Source organism: Pseudomonas sp. D5(2026), from assembly GCF_057766845.1.
Map to the genome: position 1 here is coordinate 221,204 of NZ_CM173421.1, position 18,014 is coordinate 239,217.

Consider the following 18,014-nt stretch of genomic DNA (forward strand, 5'->3'; position numbering starts at 1 on the left):
TCGCCTGGTTTACGCGGTTCCAGCAGTGCCAGCGCACTGCTGAAAATACCGCAGATACTGCTTGGTGAGCTAGAGAACCGCGAAGGTTCCTTGCGCTTTGGCCACCAGCTTGTCGCCCTGGACTACGTCGGCGTCGACCACCAGCGTGCGCCGCCCGGCGTGCAGCACGCGGGCGGTACACAGCACTTCGCCGTCGCTGACGGCACGCATGTAGTTGATCTTGCACTCGATGGTGACGCTTTGCTGGTCAAAGCCATGGCTGGCCGAGCAGGCCAGGCCCATGGCGATATCCACCAGGCTGAAAATCGCCCCGCCGTGCAGCTTCTGGCCACGGTTGCGCAAATGTGGCTCGAGCGCCAGGGCTACCTCGGCAACACCGGTGTCCAGGTGTTGCAGGCGGCAGCCCAGAAGCTGGCTGAAGGCGCTTTCGACGTATTCACGTGGTACGTCCATTACTTCTTCTTCAACTGCTTTGCGTTGGCGAACAGGGCTGCCATGGCGTTGTTGGCCGGGGCGGCAGTGGCGGTTTCGCGCTGACGCGGTGCCTGCTGCTGGCGATTGCCGCCATTGCCACGGTTGCCACCGCGGTTGCCTTCGACCTTCTCGCCCGGGGTGTCGCTCATGCGCATGGACAGGCCGACGCGCTTGCGCGGGATGTCCACTTCCATGACCTTCACCTTGACCACATCGCCGGCCTTGACCGCTTCACGCGGGTCTTTGACGAACTTCTCCGACAGCGCCGAGATATGCACCAGGCCGTCCTGGTGCACACCGATGTCGACGAAGGCACCGAAGTTGGTAACGTTGGTCACCACGCCTTCGAGGATCATGCCCGGTTCCAGGTCCTTGAGGTCTTCGACGCCGTCCTGGAAGGTGGCGGTCTTGAATTCCGGACGTGGGTCGCGGCCGGGCTTGTCCAGCTCTTGCAGAATGTCGGTGACGGTTGGCAGGCCGAAGGTCTCGTCGGTGAACTTTTTCGGGTCCAGGCGCTTGAGGAAGCTGCTGTCACCAATCAGCGAGCGGATGTCGCGGTCGGTATCGGCGGCAATGCGCTGCACCAGCGGGTAAGCCTCAGGGTGCACCGCAGAGGCGTCCAGCGGGTTGTCGCCGTTCATCACGCGCAGGAAGCCGGCGGCCTGCTCGAAGGTTTTCTCACCCAGGCGGCTGACCTTTTTCAGCGCTGCACGGGTGGCAAACGGACCATTGGCATCGCGGTGGGCGACGATGTTCTGTGCCAGCGTGGCATTGAGGCCGGAGATGCGTGTCAGCAGCGCCACCGAAGCGGTGTTCACGTCCACGCCCACGGCGTTCACACAGTCCTCGACTACCGCGTCCAGGCCACGTGCCAGTTTCAGCTGGGAGACGTCGTGCTGGTACTGGCCGACACCAATGGATTTCGGGTCGATCTTCACCAGTTCGGCCAGCGGATCCTGCAGGCGACGGGCGATCGACACGGCGCCGCGTATCGACACGTCCAGGTCCGGGAACTCGCGGGCGGCCAGTTCCGATGCCGAGTACACCGAAGCACCGGCTTCGGAGACCATGATCTTGGTGATTTTCAGGGCTGGATATTTCTTGACCAGCTCGGCCACCAGCTTGTCGCTTTCGCGGCTGGCGGTGCCGTTGCCGATGGCGATCAGTTCCACCGAGTGTTTGGCGCACAGTGCGGCCATGATGGAAATGGTGCGGTCCCAGTCGTTCTTCGGCGCGTGCGGGTAGACCGTGGTGTGGTCCAGCAGCTTGCCGGTTGCGTCGACCACGGCGATCTTGCAGCCGGTGCGCAGGCCCGGGTCGAAGCCCAGGGTGGCGCGCGGGCCGGCCGGTGCGGCCAGCAACAGGTCGTGCAGGTTGTGGGCGAACACGTTGATCGCCTCGCCTTCGGCATTGTCGCGCAGCTCGCCGAACAGATCGGTTTCCAGGTGGGTGTACAGCTTGACCTTCCAGGTCCAGCGCACCACTTCACCCAGCCACTTGTCGGCCGGTCGGCTGCGGTTTTCGATACCGACGTGGTTGCCGATCATCAGCTCGCACGGGTGCAGGGTGCCGGGCAGTTCTTCGCCTACCTTCAGCGAGACGCTCAACACGCCTTCGTTGCGCCCGCGGAAGATCGCCAGGGCACGGTGCGACGGCGCAGTACGCAGCAGCTCGTCATGAGCGAAGTAGTCGCGGAACTTGGCACCTTCTTCTTCCTTGCCAGCCACGACGCGGGCGCTGAGCACGGCCTCCTGCTTGAGGTAGCTGCGCAGCTTGTCGAGCAGGGCGGCGTCTTCGGCAAAGCGCTCCATCAGGATGTACTTGGCGCCTTCCAGCGCGGCCTTGACGTCGGCCACGCCCTTTTCGGCGTTGACGAAGCGTGCGGCTTCGCTTTCCGGGGCCAGGGTCGGGTCGTTGAACAGGCCATCGGCCAGTTCGCCAAGGCCGGCTTCCAGGGCGATCTGGCCCTTGGTGCGGCGCTTCTGCTTGTACGGCAGGTACAGGTCTTCGAGGCGGGTCTTGGTGTCGGCCAGCTTGATCTCGCGGGCCAGTTCCGGGGTCAGCTTGCCCTGTTCCTCGATGCTGGAAAGGATGCTGGCGCGGCGCTCGTCGAGTTCGCGCAGGTAACGCAGGCGCTCTTCCAGGTGGCGCAACTGAGTGTCGTCAAGGCTACCGGTCACTTCCTTGCGATAGCGGGCGATGAAGGGCACGGTCGAGCCTTCGTCCAACAGGCTCACGGCCGCCTCGACCTGCTGCGGGCGTACGCCCAGTTCCTCGGCGATACGGCTGTTGATGCTGTCCATGTAAACCACCTGACATTTGTGAATACGGGGGTCGCCTGTGGGCCTTTTGCCCGGCGGCGCTGGATGAAAGCCGCGCATTATACCCATCGCAAACGGCTTGCGGTGATGGCGCCCGGCCAGCCGGAACTGGCGCCGGGGGAAAAATCTGCTAACAATGCTCACGCAACGTGCAGCAATGGCTACGCCATAATGCGCGGCGATATCAGAGGAGTTATTCATGACCGGCACGCCAAACACCGCTGAAGGTGACAAGATTCTCATCGTCGACGACGATCCGGGGCTGAGCAGCCTGCTGGAACGTTTCTTCACCAGCAAGGGCTACCGTGCCCGTGCAGTGCCCAACACCGAGCAGATGGACCGCCTGCTGCAGCGCGAGGTGTTCAACCTGGTGGTGCTCGACCTGATGTTGCCAGGTGAGGACGGCCTGTCCGCGTGCAAGCGCCTGCGCCAGCAGAACAACCAGATCCCGATCATCATGCTGACCGCCAAAGGCGACGAGCTCAGCCGCATCAAGGGCCTGGAGCTGGGCGCCGATGACTACCTGGGCAAACCGTTCAACCCGGACGAGCTGATGGCCCGTGTCAAGGCTGTGCTGCGCCGCCAGGCGCCGAGCGTGCCGGGAGCGCCGGGCAGCGAAGACGAGTCGGTCACCTTCGGCGACTATGAGCTGTCGCTGGCCACCCGCGAGCTCAAGCGTGGCGACGAAGTGCACATGCTTACCACTGGTGAGTTCGCTGTGCTCAAGGCCCTGGTGATGCACGCCCGCGAGCCGTTGACCCGCGACAAACTGATGAACCTGGCGCGCGGCCGCGAATGGGACGCGCTGGAGCGCTCCATCGACGTGCAGATTTCGCGCCTGCGTCGCATGATCGAGCCGGACCCGTCCAAGCCGCGTTACATCCAGACCGTCTGGGGCGTGGGCTACGTGTTCGTACCGGACGGAAACGCCGGAAAATGATGCCTGGACGTCGATGAAAACACCGCTCTGGTTTCCGCAAAGTTTCTTCGCCCGCACCCTGTGGCTGGTGTTGATCGTCGTTCTGTTCTCCAAGGCGCTGACCCTGGTCTACCTGCTGATGAACGAGGACGTGCTGGTCGACCGTCAGTACAGCCATGGTGTAGCGCTGACCTTACGTGCCTATTGGGCCGCTGACGAAGAAAACCGCGAAAAGATCGCCGAGGCGGCAGGCCTTATCCGGGTGACCGGTTCGGGTGTGCCCGAAGGTGAGCAGCATTGGCCTTACAGTGAAATCTACCAACGGCAGATGCAGGCCGAGTTGGGTGAAGACACCGAGGTGCGGTTGCGCATTCATGCGCCTCCGGCGTTGTGGGTCAATGCGCCAAGCCTTGGCCCAGGTTGGCTGAAGGTGCCGCTGTACCCGCACCCATTGCGCGGGCAGAAGATCTGGAACGTGCTGGGCTGGTTCCTGGCCATTGGTTTGTTGTCCACCGCCTCGGCGTGGATTTTTGTGCGCCAGTTGAACCAGCCGCTCAAGCGCCTGGTGTTCGCCGCCCGCCAGCTTGGCCAGGGGCGCAGTGTGCGCCTGCCGATCAGCGATACTCCCAGCGAGATGACCGAGGTGTACAAGGCGTTCAACCAGATGGCCGAGGATGTCGAGCAGGCCGGGCGTGAGCGCGAGCTGATGCTGGCCGGGGTTTCCCACGACTTACGCACACCACTGACGCGGCTGCGCCTGTCGCTGTCGTTGCTGAACAGCGACAACGAGCTGAGCGATGACATGGTTCGCGATATCGAGGACATGGACGCGATCCTCGACCAGTTCCTGGCCTTCATCCGCGATGGCCGTGACGAGCCGGTGGAAGAGGTCGACCTTGCTGATCTGGTGCGTGAGGTGGTGGCTCCGTACAACCAGCCAGAAGAGCGCGTGCGCCTGTGCCTGGAGCCGATTCCACCGTTCCCGCTGCGCCGGGTTTCGCTCAAGCGCATGCTGGGCAACCTGATCGGCAACGCCCTGCACCATGCTGGCAAGGGGGTCGAGGTGGCTGCCTATGTGTCGGGTGACGAGAGTGCGCCGTATGTGGTGCTCAGCGTGCTGGACCGCGGCACCGGTATCGACGAGTCGGAACTGGAAACCATCTTCAACCCGTTCATTCGTGGTGACCGGGCGCGGGGTGGCAAGGGCACCGGGCTGGGGCTGGCGATCGTCAAGCGGATTGCTGCGCAACATGGCGGGAATGTGGAGTTGCGCAACAGGTCTGGCGGCGGGATCGAGGCGCGGGTCAGGTTGCCGCTGGGGCTGCTGCTGCCGCGTAATGCTGTGTGAGGCTCACCGGCCTCTTCGCGACTAAAGCCCTACAGGGTTTGTGCAGTACCTGTGGGGCTTCAGCCGCGAAGAGGCCGGTACAGGCTTGAATCAGCCTTTGCCCTTGGTCCGGGTCTGATTGGGCCCGCCATTTTTCTCCAGGTGCTCGATGATCATCCCGGCGACGTTCTTGCCGGTGGTGACTTCAATGCCCTCCAGGCCCGGCGACGAGTTTACCTCCATCACCAACGGCCCGTGGTTGGAGCGCAGGATGTCCACGCCCGCCACGCTCAACCCCATCACCTTGGCCGCCCGAATGGCGGTGATGCGCTCTTCAGGGGTGATTTTTATCAGGCTGGCGACGCCACCCCGGTGCAGGTTGGAGCGGAACTCGCCCGGCTTGGCCTGACGCTTCATCGAGGCAATTACCTTATCGCCTACCACGAAGCATCGAATATCTGCGCCACCGGCTTCCTTGATGTACTCCTGAACCATGATGTCCTGCTTGAGGCCCATGAACGCTTCGATCACCGACTCGGCCGCCTGGGGAGTTTCGCACAGCACCACGCCGATGCCCTGGGTGCCTTCCAGCACCTTGATCACCAGCGGGGCACCGTTGACCATCTGGATCAGGTCGGGGATGTCGTCCGGCGAGTGGGCGAAACCGGTGATCGGCAGGCCAATGCCGCGCCGCGACAACAGCTGCAACGAGCGCAGCTTGTCGCGCGAGCGGGCAATGGCGACCGACTCGTTGAGCGGGTATACGCCCATCATTTCAAACTGGCGCAGCACCGCGCAGCCATAGAACGTAACCGAAGCACCTATGCGCGGGATTACCGCATCGAAGCCTTCCAGCGGCTTGCCACGGTAGTGGATCTGCGGCTTGTGGCTGGCAATGTTCATGTAGGCCCGCAGGGTATCGATCACCACCATTTCGTGGCCACGCTGGGTACCGGCTTCGACCAGGCGGCGGGTGGAATACAGACGCGGATTGCGCGACAGCACAGCGATCTTCATGCAGCACCTGTGACAGGAGAAAGGGTGGCCGGGAAGGCCGGTTTGTCTTGTACGTATTTCAGGCCGGGGTTGACCACCAGCTGGCCGTGTATCAAGGCCTTGGAGCCAAGCAACAGGCGGTAGCGCATGCTCTTGCGGCAGGCCAGGGTGAACTCCACCTCCCACACACCATCACCCAGCGCCAATGACGTGCGGATGACGTAGCGAGTCTGGGCGTGGCCGTTGGAGCTCTTGATGGTCTTCATGGTCACCAGCGGTGCTTCGCACCGGCGGTGACGCAACTGCACCACCGAGCCCAGGTGCGCAGTGAAGCGAACCCAGGGCTGGCCGTCGCGCTCGAAGGGTTCCACTTCGGTGGCATGCAGGCTCGACGTGCTGGCACCGGTGTCGATCTTGGCGCGCAGCCCGGCCACGCCGAGGTCAGGCAAGGCGACCCACTCGCGCAGGCCGATCACAGTCAAATGGTCAAATGTCTTCACGAAGCGCACCCTGCGAATGAGGTGGTGAACTTTAAGCACGGCGGGGACTTTTTGCATCCGTATGTGAAGGTAGTACAGTTCGATGAAAGACAGAATCCGAGGTAACGGGATGGCACAAAAAGCCGAAGACGACGACAAGGTTCGCCTGGACAAATGGCTGTGGGCGGCGCGCTTCTACAAGACCCGAGCGCTGGCCAAGGCGGCGATCGAGAGTGGCAAGGTGCATTGCCGGGGCGAGCGTTGCAAGCCAGGCAAGGAGCCGCGGGTGGGCGACGAGTTCGTACTGCGTACCGGGTTCGATGAGCGCACCGTGGTGGTGAAGGCGCTGTCGATGGTGCGTCGTGGTGCCCCGGAGGCGCAGACGTTGTACGAGGAAACCGAAGAAAGTGTGCGTCGCCGTGAACAGGCCGCTGAGATGCGTAAGGCCGGGGCCATGGGTGTGACCACCGATGGCCGGCCGACCAAGAAGCAGCGTCGGCAGATCCACCAGCTGCATGGAAGTTACGATTGAATGGGGCTGCCGTGCAGCCCCAGGCACCTAACGGAGCACCGCCATTCGCCCGACCAGCGGTAGCGTGGACAGCAGCTTGAACAACGGCGCTGTCCAGCGCATCAACGCCTCGCTGCCTTTGGCCGCCAGCGGCGTGTAGTAGCTCCAGCCCAGCGCCAGCACCGCCATCAGCAAGCCGCCGATGTAGTCGTCCTGCCCCCAGTGGGCACCTGCTACCAGGCGCGGCAGCATGAACAGCAGCGCCAACCCCCAGACAACCAGGTACTGCAAAAGGCCGCGGCTGAACACGCTCATGAACAGCGCCCAGATCAGCAGCACCGAGGCGTGATCACCCGGGAAACTCTTGCTGGAACGGTCCTTGAGTTCCCAGGCAGCCTCCAGGTTCGGGTAATAGTCACTCAGGTGCACGACGTCGTCGAAGATCATCGATGGGCTCTTGTGTTGCCACCCGGCTGCATCCACCCACTTGGAAAACAGCGCGCGAATCACCACTAAGAGGAGTAGCGTGACCAGAAAGCCGAAAAATGCCTGGCGAACCTGAGCGGCCTTGAACACCCAGTCACCACGAATGAGCACAGCCAGCAGGATCAGGCCGACGACGATGTCGAACGGGCGCAGGCTGCCGATGGTCCAGATGTAGCGCCAGGTGGTGTTATCGGCCAGCGGCGCGTTCAGGCTGCGGAATAGCCATTCGTCGAAAGTCAGGCACAGGATCTGGCCAATGGGCCATAACCAGAAACACAGTAGAGCGATGGGAAGCAGCGTACAGGCTGCCAGCGGCCCCCAGGACCACCTTGCTTGGAACAGTGGTCGATTGTCCATAAAATACCTCTATTGCAAACAGAAATCGGAGCGCCGTGTGAGCGCTCTGTCATGGGCTCTCGCAGGTTCGCGATAACCCTTGTAACCATTTTGTCATCATTTTCAGATAGCCAAAACCTATGAGCGAATTGCCTGATACCGATTTCACCCAACGTTTCATCTTCGACGAGCGCGATGTGCGCGGCGAGTGGGTGTCTCTCGATGACAGCTACGCCGCAGTGTTGGCGCGTCATGAGTACCCCCAGCCGGTCAAGGTGCTGCTCGGTGAGTTGATGGCCGCCACCGCCTTGCTGGTGGGGGCGATGAAGTTCGATGGCCTGCTGATTCTGCAGGCGCGTTCGGCTGGGCCGATTCCGCTGCTGATGGTGGAGTGTTCCAGCGACCGCGAAATCCGCGGCATGGCCCGCTATGAAGCGGACCAAATTCCGGCCGGTGCCACCCTGTCGCAGCTGATGCCCGACGGCCACCTGACCCTGACCATCGACCCGGTCAAGGGCCAGCGCTACCAGGGGACCGTCGACCTCGATGGCGCCAACCTGTCGGAATGTTTCACCAACTACTTCGTTCAGTCACAGCAGCTCAATACCCGTTTCTGGCTCAATGCCGAAGGCGGCAAGGCACGTGGGCTATTGCTGCAGCAACTGCCGCGTGATCGCCAGCCGGATGATGAAGAACGCGAAGACAGCTGGCAGCACGTAGTGGCCCTGGCCAAGACGCTCAAGTCCGAAGAGTGGACAGAGGGCAACGAAACCCTGCTGCACCGCCTGTACCACGAAGATGCCGTGCGCCTGTTCGATATCCAGCCGCTGCGCTTCAATTGCAGTTGTTCGCGGGAACGCTCCGGCAATGCGCTGGTCAGTCTGGGCGAGCACGACGCCAAGGCGCTAGTCGAAGAGTGTGGCGGGACGGTAGAGATCGATTGCCAGTTCTGCAACGAGCGCTACTTCTTCGATGCCAGCGACGTGGCGCAACTGTTTGCGGGTGGCGGCACTGACGTGGCCTCAGAAACTCGTCACTGAAACGTTAAAGCACAGGACAATCTCCTGCCGAATTGCGCAAAAGCGCAGTTCTGACAGGAGGGGCCTACTTTTTTTGGGCGTTTCTGGCATAATCCGGCCACTTTTTTCGCTGTAGTAGTTTTTTCAAGACAACTACAAAACGTTTGGAGCACTCGGCCTCGGGCCGGATGGGGTATCTCATGACGCAAGCCAACAACACCGTGTACACCGACCTGAGCGTCGATGAGCTGGTAAAAGAAGCGCTGCAACGCGGTGAAGGCGTACTAGCCGATACTGGCGCACTGGTCGTGGAGACTGGTCACCGTACTGGCCGTTCGCCGGCTGACCGTTTCATCGTCGAAGAACCTTCCACCCAAGACGCCATTTCCTGGGGCCCGATCAACCGCAAGTTCCCGGCTGACAAGTTCGATGCCCTGTGGGCTCGCGTCGAGGCGTTCAACAACGCACAGGATCACTTCGTTTCCTATGTTCACGTAGGGGCTGCAGCCGAGCACTACCTGCCGGTGAAGATGACCACCCAGACTGCCTGGCAGAACCTGTTCGGTCGTTGCCTGTTCATCAACCCGGAGCAGTTCAACCCGGCTGGCCGCGACCAGTGGCAGATCCTCAACGTCGCCAACTTCGTGTGCGAACCAGAGCGTGACGGCACCAACTCCGATGGTTGCGTGATCATCAACTTCGCCCAGAAGAAAGTGCTGATCGCTGGCATGCGCTACGCCGGTGAAATGAAGAAAGCCATGTTCTCGGTGCAAAACTTCCTGCTGCCGGCTGCCGACGTACTGCCTATGCACTGCGCGGCCAACATCGGCGAAGAAGGCGATGTGACCTTGTTCTTCGGCCTGTCCGGCACTGGCAAGACCACCCTTTCGGCTGACGAAAGCCGTTACCTGATCGGTGACGACGAGCACGGTTGGGGCGAAGGCGTTGTCTTCAACATGGAAGGCGGCTGCTACGCCAAGTGCATCGACCTGTCCGAGAAGAACGAACCGGTCATCTGGAAAGCCATCAAGCACGGCGCAGTACTGGAAAACGTCGTTCTCGACGCCAACAAGCACGCTGACTACACCGATGTCAGCCTGACCCAGAACAGCCGTGCGGCCTACCCGCTGGAGCACGTTGCCAAGCGTTCGGAAGCGAACCTGGGCGGCGAGCCTAACGCAGTGATCTTCCTCACCTGCGACCTGACAGGTGTTCTGCCACCGGTGTCGATCCTGAACAACGAGCAGGCGGCCTACCACTTCCTGTCCGGTTACACCGCGCTGGTCGGTTCCACTGAAATGGGCTCGGGCGGCGGCATCAAGTCGACCTTCTCCACCTGCTTCGGCGCACCGTTCTTCCCGCGTCCGGCTGGCGAGTACGCCGAGCTGCTGATCAAGCGCATCAACGGTTTCAACTCCAAGGTCTACCTGGTCAACACCGGCTGGACTGGTGGTGGCTACGGCGTTGGCAAGCGCTTCAGCATCCCCACCACCCGTGCCGTGATCGCTGCGATCCAGAGCGGCGCACTGGTCGGTGCCGAAACCGAGCACCTGGACATCATCAACCTGGACGTGCCGAAGGCCGTTCCGGGCGTTGAAACCGAACTGCTCAACCCGCGCACCAACTGGGCTGACAAAGCGGCCTACGACGAGGCTGCCAAAGGCCTGGCCAAGCTGTTCATCGAAAACTTCAAGAAGTTCGAAGTTTCCGACGCCATCAAAGCCGCTGGCCCGCAGCTGTAAGCTGAGCTCAGCCGCAACGAGAAAGCCGCCCCAGAGGGCGGCTTTTTTGTAGTTTGCAGGAGCGGTTTGCCCACGAAGGGGCCCGCATAAGCAGCGAAAGTCAGGTTTTTCTGTTTCACTGTCAGCATCCATTGCGAAGACAAGAGTCAGCCAGATGACCGAAGCCCCTCAGCGCACTGCCTTCTCCCACTTCCACCCGATCCTCACCCGCCCCCAGGACAACGACCTGAACGGCCACATCGCCGGTGCAACGGTGCACGGCTTCTTCGAAACCGCGATACAGGCGTTTCTCGTCGAGCAGGCCGAACTGGATCTGCGACACGGTGAACTGGCCGCCTTCGTGGTCAGTTCGGCTGCGGATTTTTACGCGCTGCCGGGCTTCCCGGACTTGTTGGAGGTGGGGCTGGGAGTGACGCGCCTGGCGGGCAGCACGGTTGAGTACCGGCTGGCGCTGTACCGTCCGGGCGAGCCGGACGCGTGCGCGGCAGGCACGGTGGTGCAGGTGTTCATCGAGCGCGCCAGCGGCCGGCCTGTGGCGTTGCCAGAGGCGCTGCAGGTGATCCTGTCTGGCCTTATGCTGGAGCGACAGGCATAAAAAACCCCGCTGGCAGGGGCGGGGTTTGTTGCCGGGGCAGGGCCCTCAGGCGTTAGTCGCGCCAGTGGCGCTTGTGCTTGCGGTGGCCATAGTGGCGGCCACGGTCCCAGTGGCGACGGTCGTCGTAGTCGCGACGGTAGCGGCGATTCTCGTGGCGCTCGTCGTCGTCGGCCTTGTTGCCCATGTAGTTACCCAGTGCACCACCGGCGCCACCGCCGGCTGCTGCGCCAATGTAGCTACCAGTGGTGCCGCCGACAGAGCGGCCGACCACGTTACCGCCAGCGGCGCCCAATGCGCCACCGATGGCTGCTTCACCGCGCTGGTGCTTGTCGGCACCTACCGCACTGCCGGCTGCGCCGCCCAGGCCTGCGCCGATCGCGCCACCTGTGCTACCGCCAATGGACTGGCCCACGACAGAACCCAGTACCCCACCCAGTGCGCCGCCAATGCCGGCCTCGGTGGTGCCGCCTGCCATGGCAACGCCGCTGAGCAAGCTGAAAGACAACAACAGAATCGAGGAGTACTTCTTCATCGAGAGAGCCTCATAGGGATGACGAGGCGAATTTGAGGCTAAGAGGCGTGGCTGGCAACGGAAATCCGACGAGTAACACGAGTTGTACACAATTCTCTAACTAGCTGTATTTACTATGAAACTTTATCGTTTTCAGGCTGTCTGAGACCCTTATGACAAAGCCCTGAACCGCCACGGAACAGGGCTTTTTTCATTTTTACAGGATGCGCCCGTCGTCGCGCGCGCGCTCCAGCTTGATGGCAATGAACTTCGATGTTGGCGTATGGCTACCAACGCCAATGCTCTCCAGCGGCACCAGCGGGTTCACCTCCGGGTAATACGCCGCCGCCTGCCCGGCAGGGATGTCGAAGGCCAGCAGGGTAAAGCCTTGCACCCGGCGCACATGCTCATCCCCCCACAACGAAACGATGTCGACCTTCTGTCCCGGCTGGAAGCCCAGGCGGATGATGTCGGCTTCGTTGGCGAACAGCACCTCGCGCTGGCCGCGCACGCCGCGGTAGCGGTCGTCCAGGCCGTAGATAGTGGTGTTGTACTGATCGTGCGAGCGCATCGACTGCATGATCAGGTCTGGCAACTGGCCGCTGGCGCGTACGCGTTCGTCAAGCAGCGTGTCGGGCAGCAGGTTGGCCTTGAAGTTGGCGCGGCCGGTGCTGGTTTCCCATTCGCGGCTGGCCGCGCTGTTGCCCAGATAGAAGCCCCCCGGGTGACGCAGTCGCTGGTTAAAGCCGCTGAAACCGGCAATGGTATCGCCGATCAGGTCGCGGATACGGTCGTAGTCGGCCACCAGCCAGTGCCAGTCCACCGGTTGTTTGCCCAGCGTGGCGGCGGCAATGCCGGCGATCACCGCAGGCTCCGAGCGCATTTGCGTCGACAGCGGCTTGAGTTGGCCGTTGGAGGCGTGGACCATGCTGAACGAGTCTTCCACCGTGACTGCCTGCGGCCCGTCGGCCTGCAGGTCGATGTCGGTGCGGCCCAGGCACGGCAGGATCAGTGCCTGCTTGCCATGGACCAGGTGGCTACGGTTGAGCTTGGTGCTGATGTGCACGGTCAGCTCGCAGTTGCGCAGCGCCTGGGCGGTACGTTCAGTGTCGGGTGTGGCCTGGGCGAAGTTGCCGCCCAGACCGATGAAAACCTTGGCCCGGCCATCGAGCATCGCGTGAATGGCTTCGACGGTATTGTGGCCATTGCGCCGCGGCACGGGGAAACCAAAGCGCTTTTCGATGGCATCCAGCAGCGCCTCTGGCGGGCGCTCGTTGATGCCCATGGTGCGGTCGCCCTGCACGTTGCTGTGGCCACGCACCGGGCACAGGCCGGCCCCGGGCGCGCCGATGTTGCCGCGCAGCATCTGCAGGTTGACGATTTCCTGAATGGTCGGCACCGAATGACGGTGTTGGGTGATGCCCATCGCCCAGCACATGATCACCCGCTTGCCCCGGCAGTACATGCGTGCGGCCAGTTCGATGTCGGCCAAGGTGAGGCCGGACTGTGCCTGGATGTGCGACCACGGCGTGGCGTCCACTACGGCCAGGTACTCGTCGACACCATGGCCATGTTCGGCGATGAAGGCGTGATCGAACACGGCCGGTTCGCCGTTGGCCTGGGCTTCACGTTCCCATTGCAGGACGAACTTGGCCATGCCGCGCAGCATCGCCATATCGCCACCCAGGGCTGGGCGGAAAAAAGCGGTGTTGGTCGGGCGGTCACTGTTGGTCAGCATTTCCAGTGGGTTCTGGGGGTGCTGGAAGCGCTCCAGACCACGCTCCTTGAGCGGGTTGATGCACACCACCTGGGCGCCACGTTTTACCGCATCGCGCAATGGGTCGAGCATGCGCGGGTGGTTGGTGCCGGGGTTCTGGCCCCAGACAAAAATGGAGTCGGCGTGCTCGAAGTCGTCGAAGGTGACAGTGCCCTTGCCGACCCCGACGCTTTGCCCCAATGCCACGCCGCTGGCCTCATGGCACATGTTCGAGCAGTCAGGGAAGTTGTTGGTGCCGTAGGCGCGTACGAACAGTTGGTACAGGTATGCCGCTTCGTTGCTGGCACGTCCCGAGGTATAGAACTCGGCCTGGTCAGGGTTGGCCAGCTTGTTCAGCTCGCGGGCGATCAGAGCGAAGGCGGCATCCCAGCTGATCGGCAGGTAACGGTCGCTTGATGCGTCGTAGACCATCGGTTCGGTCAGGCGCCCTTGGTACTCCAGCCAATAGTCGCTCTGCTGCAGCAGCGAGGTGACACTGTAACGGGCAAAAAAGGCAGCATCGACACGGCGCTTGGTAGCTTCCCAGTTCACCGCCTTGGCGCCGTTCTCGCAGAACTTGACCATGCCGCTTTCTGGCGAATCACCCCAGGCGCAGCCGGGGCAGTCGAAACCGCCGCTCTGGTTGGTCTTGAGCAGGGCGCGAATGTTCTTCAGCGCGTTATCGCTGCCGACCCAGGCCTTGGCCACGCTACGCAGTGCGCCCCAACCGCCGGCGGGGCCGTGGTAGGGCTTGTAGCGAGGGGGGGAGGTTGGGGCGTTGTTCGGAAGAGGTTGGTACGAGGTCACGACTGTTACGACTCCGCCGCTGGGCTGTAGACCCGCGGTGCACTGTGCTTGGGCAAGTGGATAAGGTTGAGGTTGTGTTTGCGCGCCCATTGCAGGGCAAGGCCGGTGGGCGCAGACAGGCTGACCAGGGTCTGGATGCCGGCACGCAGCACCTTCTGGATCAGCTCCAGGCTGCAGCGACTGGTGACGATCGCCAGGCCGCCCTGGCTGTCGATGCGCTGTCGCAGCAGGGCGCCGATCAGTTTGTCGAGGGCGTTGTGCCGGCCGATGTCTTCGCGGCCAAGCAGCAGTTCGCCTTGGCGGTCCATGAACAGTGCTGCATGCACGGCGCCGCAATGCTGGCCCAGTGGCTGGAAGGCGTCGATGCGCTCGCGCAGGCCGACCAGCCACTGGGCCGGGGGCAGGGGCGCACCCGGCAACACGGCCAGATCTGGCAGCGCCTGCTCCAGGGCTTCGACCCCACACAGGCCGCAACCACTGGTGCCGGCCAGTTGGCGGCGCTGGTTTTTCAGGTTCCAGAACGCCCGGCTGGAAATTTCCAGGTCGGCGTACATTGCCGCGCCGCTGCCGGAAAGCTTGAGGTCGTAGATTTCTGCGGTGCCTTCGACAATGCCGCTGCCGACACTGAAACCGACGGCGAAGTCTTCCAGATCGGTAGGGCTTACCAGCATCACCGCCTGGTTGAGGCCGTTATAGACAATGGCCAGGGCCACTTCCTCGGCCAGCGGGGTGCTGTCGCGTTTGGCATCGCTGAGCTGGACGTAATCGTAGGTGTTGCTGGCGGCTGGCATGGACAAAGGCGATGAGGCCGCGCAGACCGGAGGCTTGCTGTTCATCGGGGCTGAATACCGGCGGCTTTCTGATAGCACAAGCCTAGGCGTGCGGGCCGGCGGCGTCTAATCGCTAGGGTCTATGCCTTGATAGACCGCGTCGATTGGTCGCACAGGGCGAGAGTGGTAAAGCTGGCCTAGACTCCTGTGTCCGAGGTTTCGTCAACAAGGAGAGCGCAATGAGCCTGTTCAGTTTCGTGAAGGAAGCCGGCGAGAAGTTGATCGACCTGCTGACCCCTGGCAACGCCAATGCCGAAGAGCAGCTTAAGAAACACGTGGAAGCTGTCGGCCTGGGCAACCCGAACATTAGCGCCACTGTAGAAGGAGACAAGATCATCCTCAAGGGTGAAGTGGCCAGCCAGGAAGAGAAGGAGAAGATCATTCTGGCGGCGGGCAACATCAGTGGCGTGGCCAGTGTCGAGGACCAGATCACCGTGACCGGGCCGATAGTCCAGGCGGCAAGGTTCGTCACTGTGAAATCGGGCGACACACTTTCAGCCATTGCCATGGTCGTGTATGGCAATGCCGGCCAGTACAACAAGATTTTCGAGGCCAACAAGCCGATGCTCAAGCACCCGGACAAGATCTATCCAGGGCAGGTGCTGCGTATTCCTGACTGATCGCTAAAGTCTGTGCAGGCCTCTTCGCGGGCGCGCCCGCTCCCACAGCTACAGCGCCAGCAGTGAATGTGGGAAGCGGGCATGCCCGCGAATGGGGCCTCACAGGCCTTCCAGTAACGCCCGGTAATCCTCGACCGCTGCAAACTCTTCGGTATCTCGTGGTTGTGCCTGGCTATCGGGCTGGCGCACCGCCAGCAAGTGCCCCACACCAAAACGCCGTGCACTGCGCAGAATCGCCAGCGTGTCGTCGATGAACAGGCTGCGCCCCGGCTCGAAGCCGATATCCGCCTGCAAGGCATCCCAGAACTGCGGGCTTTCTTTCGGGTAGCCATAGTCATGCGAGCTGATCAGCCGCTCGAAGTACGGTGCCAGCTCCACCCGTTCCAGCTTCAGCGACAGCGAGTCTCGGTGGGCATTGGTGATCATCACTACACGCTTGCCGGCCTGGCGAATCGCCGCCAGGAAGGTATCGGCATCCGGGCGCAGGGCAATCAGGTCGGCAATTTCCCGCTTCAGCTCGCGAATGGGCAGGCGTAGCTCGCGGCTCCAGAAGTCCAGGCAGTACCAGTTCAATGTGCCGGCATTGCGTTCGAACAGCGGTTGCAGCTCCATTTCCGCCATGGCCCGGCTTACACCGTGCAGCTCGGCATAGCGCTGAGGCAGGTGGTCCAGCCAGAAGCGGTTGTCGTAATGCAGGTCGAGCAGGGTGCCATCCATGTCCAGCAGGACGGTATCGATGGCAGACCAGGGAAGAACAGGCATGGGAAACTCTCGATCAGTCGGCAAGCCACGGTATAGTAACCCGTTCACGCCAAGGAGCCGCCCCATGCGCCAGAAACCCACCGTACTCAGCCGCGAAATTGTCGCCAGCAGCCGGCTGTTCCGCGTCGAAGCCGTACAGTTGCGCTTCAGCAATGGCGCCGAGCGCACCTATGAGCGCCTGGTGGGCCGGGGTAACGGCTACGGCGCGGTGATGATCGTGGCCATGCTCGACGCCGAGCACGCCGTGCTGGTGGAGGAATACTGCGGGGGCACGGATGAATACGAGCTGTCGTTGCCCAAGGGCCTGATCGAGCCGGGCGAAGACGTGCTGGCGGCAGCCGACCGGGAGCTCAAGGAAGAAGCCGGTTTTGGCGCGCGCCAGTTGGAGCACCTGACGGAACTGTCGTTGTCACCGGGCTACATGAGCCAGAAGATTCAGGTGGTGCTGGCCAGCGACCTGTACGAAGAGCGCCTGGAAGGCGATGAGCCCGAGCCGATGCGGGTCGACAAGGTCAACCTGCGTGAATTGTCGGCCTTGGCCATGCATCCGCAGTTCACCGAGGGGCGCGCCTTGGCGGCGCTGTACCTGGCCCGTGACCTGCTGATTCAGCGGGGGCTGCTGGAGCTATGAACGACCTGCAACTGATGCACGAAGTGGTCAAGCTGGCGCTGACGGCAGGCGAGGCAATCCTGCCATTCTGGCGCGCCGATGTCGCGGTGACCAGCAAGGCCGACGATTCGCCGGTTACCGCCGCCGACCTGGCGGCACACCGGGTAATTGCCGATGGCCTGCTGGCGCTGGCGCCACAGATTCCGGTGCTGTCCGAAGAGGACTGCAATATTCCGCTGGCCGAGCGCCAACGCTGGAGCCGCTGGTGGCTGGTCGACCCGCTGGATGGCACCAAGGAGTTCATTGCTGGCAGTGAGGAATTCACAGTCAACATCGCCCTGGTCGAGAACGGCGAAGTGGTGTTTGGCGTAGTGTCGATGCCGACCAATGGGCGCTGCTACTTCGGTGGGCGCGGCCTGGGTGCCTGGCGTGCTGATGCTGGCGAGGCCGCCCAGCCGATCCAGGTACGCATCGCACCACCGGAGGGCGAGCGTTTTACCGTGGTTGCCAGCCGTCGGCACTCCAGCGCGGAACAGGAAGCGCTGTTGTCCGGGCTTGGGGCTGCGGTGGGAGAGCTGGAGCTGGCCAATATCGGCAGCTCGTTGAAGTTCTGCCTGTTGGCCGAGGGCAGCGCCGATTGTTATCCGCGCCTGGCGCCGACTTCGCAGTGGGATACTGCAGCGGCGCAGGGCGTGGTGGAAGGGGCCTGCGGCGAGGTGATCGGGCTGGATGGCTTGCCATTCCGGTATCCGCCGCGCGAGTCGTTGCTTAACCCGTATTTCCTGGCATTGCCCGCCAATGCTGCATGGCGCCAGGCCTTCCTGAACCTGATTTGACGGAGTCTCACCCTACCCTGTGGGAGCGGGCGAGCCCGGGAAGCATGCACCGCGGTGCGGGGCACCGGCTTCGCCGG

At 62.6% G+C, this 18,014-nt stretch carries 18 protein-coding genes; 9 read left to right on the plus strand and 9 right to left on the minus strand.

Annotated features, from left to right (window positions below; all coding sequences use genetic code 11):
• Nucleotides 1-69: 69 nt before the first annotated feature.
• Both AC3B5Q_RS00985 and AC3B5Q_RS00990 read right to left on the minus strand, forming a co-directional pair.
• On the minus strand, nucleotides 70-453 hold the full coding sequence (locus AC3B5Q_RS00985) for a PaaI family thioesterase (RefSeq protein WP_021782595.1): 384 nt from the start codon (nucleotides 451-453) through the stop codon (nucleotides 70-72).
• Nucleotides 453-2,777, minus strand: coding sequence for a Tex family protein (locus tag AC3B5Q_RS00990; protein WP_021782596.1), 2,325 nt, complete (start codon nucleotides 2,775-2,777; stop codon nucleotides 453-455). Before AC3B5Q_RS00990 ends, AC3B5Q_RS00985 begins: the two co-directional genes overlap by 1 nt.
• Before the next feature lie 217 nt (nucleotides 2,778-2,994).
• Here AC3B5Q_RS00990 and ompR point away from each other — a divergent pair, with 217 nt between their 5' ends.
• Nucleotides 2,995-3,735 (plus strand): osmolarity response regulator transcription factor OmpR, encoded by a 741-nt coding sequence (ompR, locus tag AC3B5Q_RS00995; protein WP_012270052.1) that lies wholly within the window; start codon nucleotides 2,995-2,997, stop codon nucleotides 3,733-3,735.
• A gap of 13 nt (nucleotides 3,736-3,748) precedes the next feature.
• Nucleotides 3,749-5,062: an ATP-binding protein gene (locus tag AC3B5Q_RS01000; protein ID WP_021782597.1), complete on the plus strand. Its 1,314-nt coding sequence runs from the start codon at nucleotides 3,749-3,751 to the stop codon at nucleotides 5,060-5,062.
• 90 nt (nucleotides 5,063-5,152) lie between these two features.
• Here the strand turns inward: AC3B5Q_RS01000 and rimK are convergent, their stop codons facing one another.
• Together rimK and rimB are read right to left on the minus strand one after the other, a co-directional pair.
• Complete coding sequence (gene rimK / locus AC3B5Q_RS01005) at nucleotides 5,153-6,058, minus strand: 30S ribosomal protein S6--L-glutamate ligase (RefSeq protein ID WP_021782598.1); 906 nt, start codon at nucleotides 6,056-6,058, stop codon at nucleotides 5,153-5,155.
• A complete protein-coding gene (gene rimB / locus AC3B5Q_RS01010) occupies nucleotides 6,055-6,537 on the minus strand; it encodes a retropepsin-like aspartic endopeptidase RimB (protein WP_028697326.1) in 483 nt (160 codons plus the stop codon). Before rimB ends, rimK begins: the two co-directional genes overlap by 4 nt.
• A gap of 109 nt (nucleotides 6,538-6,646) precedes the next feature.
• Here rimB and hslR point away from each other — a divergent pair, with 109 nt between their 5' ends.
• Nucleotides 6,647-7,048: an Hsp15 family ribosome-associated heat shock protein gene (gene hslR, locus AC3B5Q_RS01015; protein WP_021782600.1), complete on the plus strand. Its 402-nt coding sequence runs from the start codon at nucleotides 6,647-6,649 to the stop codon at nucleotides 7,046-7,048.
• A gap of 27 nt (nucleotides 7,049-7,075) precedes the next feature.
• On the opposite strand, the gene AC3B5Q_RS01020 is transcribed toward hslR, so the two are convergent.
• Nucleotides 7,076-7,870, minus strand: a complete 795-nt coding sequence (locus AC3B5Q_RS01020) for a phosphatase PAP2 family protein (protein ID WP_021782601.1) — start codon at nucleotides 7,868-7,870, stop codon at nucleotides 7,076-7,078.
• A gap of 119 nt (nucleotides 7,871-7,989) precedes the next feature.
• Between AC3B5Q_RS01020 and hslO the strand changes: the two genes are divergently transcribed.
• The 3 genes from hslO (at nucleotide 7,990) to AC3B5Q_RS01035 (ending at nucleotide 11,205) form a co-directional block, all read left to right on the plus strand.
• Nucleotides 7,990-8,889 (plus strand): Hsp33 family molecular chaperone HslO, encoded by a 900-nt coding sequence (hslO, locus tag AC3B5Q_RS01025; RefSeq protein WP_021782602.1) that lies wholly within the window; start codon nucleotides 7,990-7,992, stop codon nucleotides 8,887-8,889.
• 179 nt (nucleotides 8,890-9,068) lie between these two features.
• Nucleotides 9,069-10,610, plus strand: a complete 1,542-nt coding sequence (locus AC3B5Q_RS01030; RefSeq protein ID WP_003255806.1) for a phosphoenolpyruvate carboxykinase — start codon at nucleotides 9,069-9,071, stop codon at nucleotides 10,608-10,610.
• A 154-nt stretch (nucleotides 10,611-10,764) separates the two neighbouring features.
• A complete protein-coding gene (locus AC3B5Q_RS01035) occupies nucleotides 10,765-11,205 on the plus strand; it encodes an acyl-CoA thioesterase (protein ID WP_021782603.1) in 441 nt (146 codons plus the stop codon).
• A gap of 52 nt (nucleotides 11,206-11,257) precedes the next feature.
• On the opposite strand, the gene AC3B5Q_RS01040 is transcribed toward AC3B5Q_RS01035, so the two are convergent.
• The 3 genes from AC3B5Q_RS01040 to fdhD all read right to left on the minus strand — a co-directional run bounded on the left by AC3B5Q_RS01040 (nucleotide 11,258) and on the right by fdhD (nucleotide 15,115).
• Complete coding sequence (locus AC3B5Q_RS01040; RefSeq protein ID WP_021782604.1) at nucleotides 11,258-11,737, minus strand: YMGG-like glycine zipper-containing protein; 480 nt, start codon at nucleotides 11,735-11,737, stop codon at nucleotides 11,258-11,260.
• A 196-nt stretch (nucleotides 11,738-11,933) separates the two neighbouring features.
• Nucleotides 11,934-14,279, minus strand: coding sequence for an FdhF/YdeP family oxidoreductase (locus AC3B5Q_RS01045; RefSeq protein WP_021782605.1), 2,346 nt, complete (start codon nucleotides 14,277-14,279; stop codon nucleotides 11,934-11,936).
• A 5-nt stretch (nucleotides 14,280-14,284) separates the two neighbouring features.
• On the minus strand, nucleotides 14,285-15,115 hold the full coding sequence (gene fdhD, locus AC3B5Q_RS01050; RefSeq protein ID WP_021782606.1) for a formate dehydrogenase accessory sulfurtransferase FdhD: 831 nt from the start codon (nucleotides 15,113-15,115) through the stop codon (nucleotides 14,285-14,287).
• Nucleotides 15,116-15,288: 173 nt separating this feature from the next.
• Between fdhD and lysM the strand changes: the two genes are divergently transcribed.
• Nucleotides 15,289-15,729 carry a peptidoglycan-binding protein LysM gene (lysM, locus tag AC3B5Q_RS01055; RefSeq protein WP_021782607.1) on the plus strand — a complete coding sequence of 147 codons (441 nt, stop codon included), beginning with the start codon at nucleotides 15,289-15,291 and terminating at the stop codon, nucleotides 15,727-15,729.
• 99 nt (nucleotides 15,730-15,828) lie between these two features.
• Here lysM and yrfG read toward each other — a convergent pair whose 3' ends face one another.
• On the minus strand, nucleotides 15,829-16,491 hold the full coding sequence (yrfG, locus tag AC3B5Q_RS01060; RefSeq protein ID WP_103443306.1) for a GMP/IMP nucleotidase: 663 nt from the start codon (nucleotides 16,489-16,491) through the stop codon (nucleotides 15,829-15,831).
• 64 nt (nucleotides 16,492-16,555) lie between these two features.
• Between yrfG and nudE the strand changes: the two genes are divergently transcribed.
• Together nudE and cysQ are read left to right on the plus strand one after the other, a co-directional pair.
• Nucleotides 16,556-17,122, plus strand: coding sequence for an ADP compounds hydrolase NudE (gene nudE / locus AC3B5Q_RS01065; RefSeq protein ID WP_003255794.1), 567 nt, complete (start codon nucleotides 16,556-16,558; stop codon nucleotides 17,120-17,122).
• Nucleotides 17,119-17,937, plus strand: a complete 819-nt coding sequence (cysQ, locus tag AC3B5Q_RS01070; protein ID WP_103443307.1) for a 3'(2'),5'-bisphosphate nucleotidase CysQ — start codon at nucleotides 17,119-17,121, stop codon at nucleotides 17,935-17,937. Before nudE ends, cysQ begins: the two co-directional genes overlap by 4 nt.
• Nucleotides 17,938-18,014: the final 77 nt, after the last annotated feature.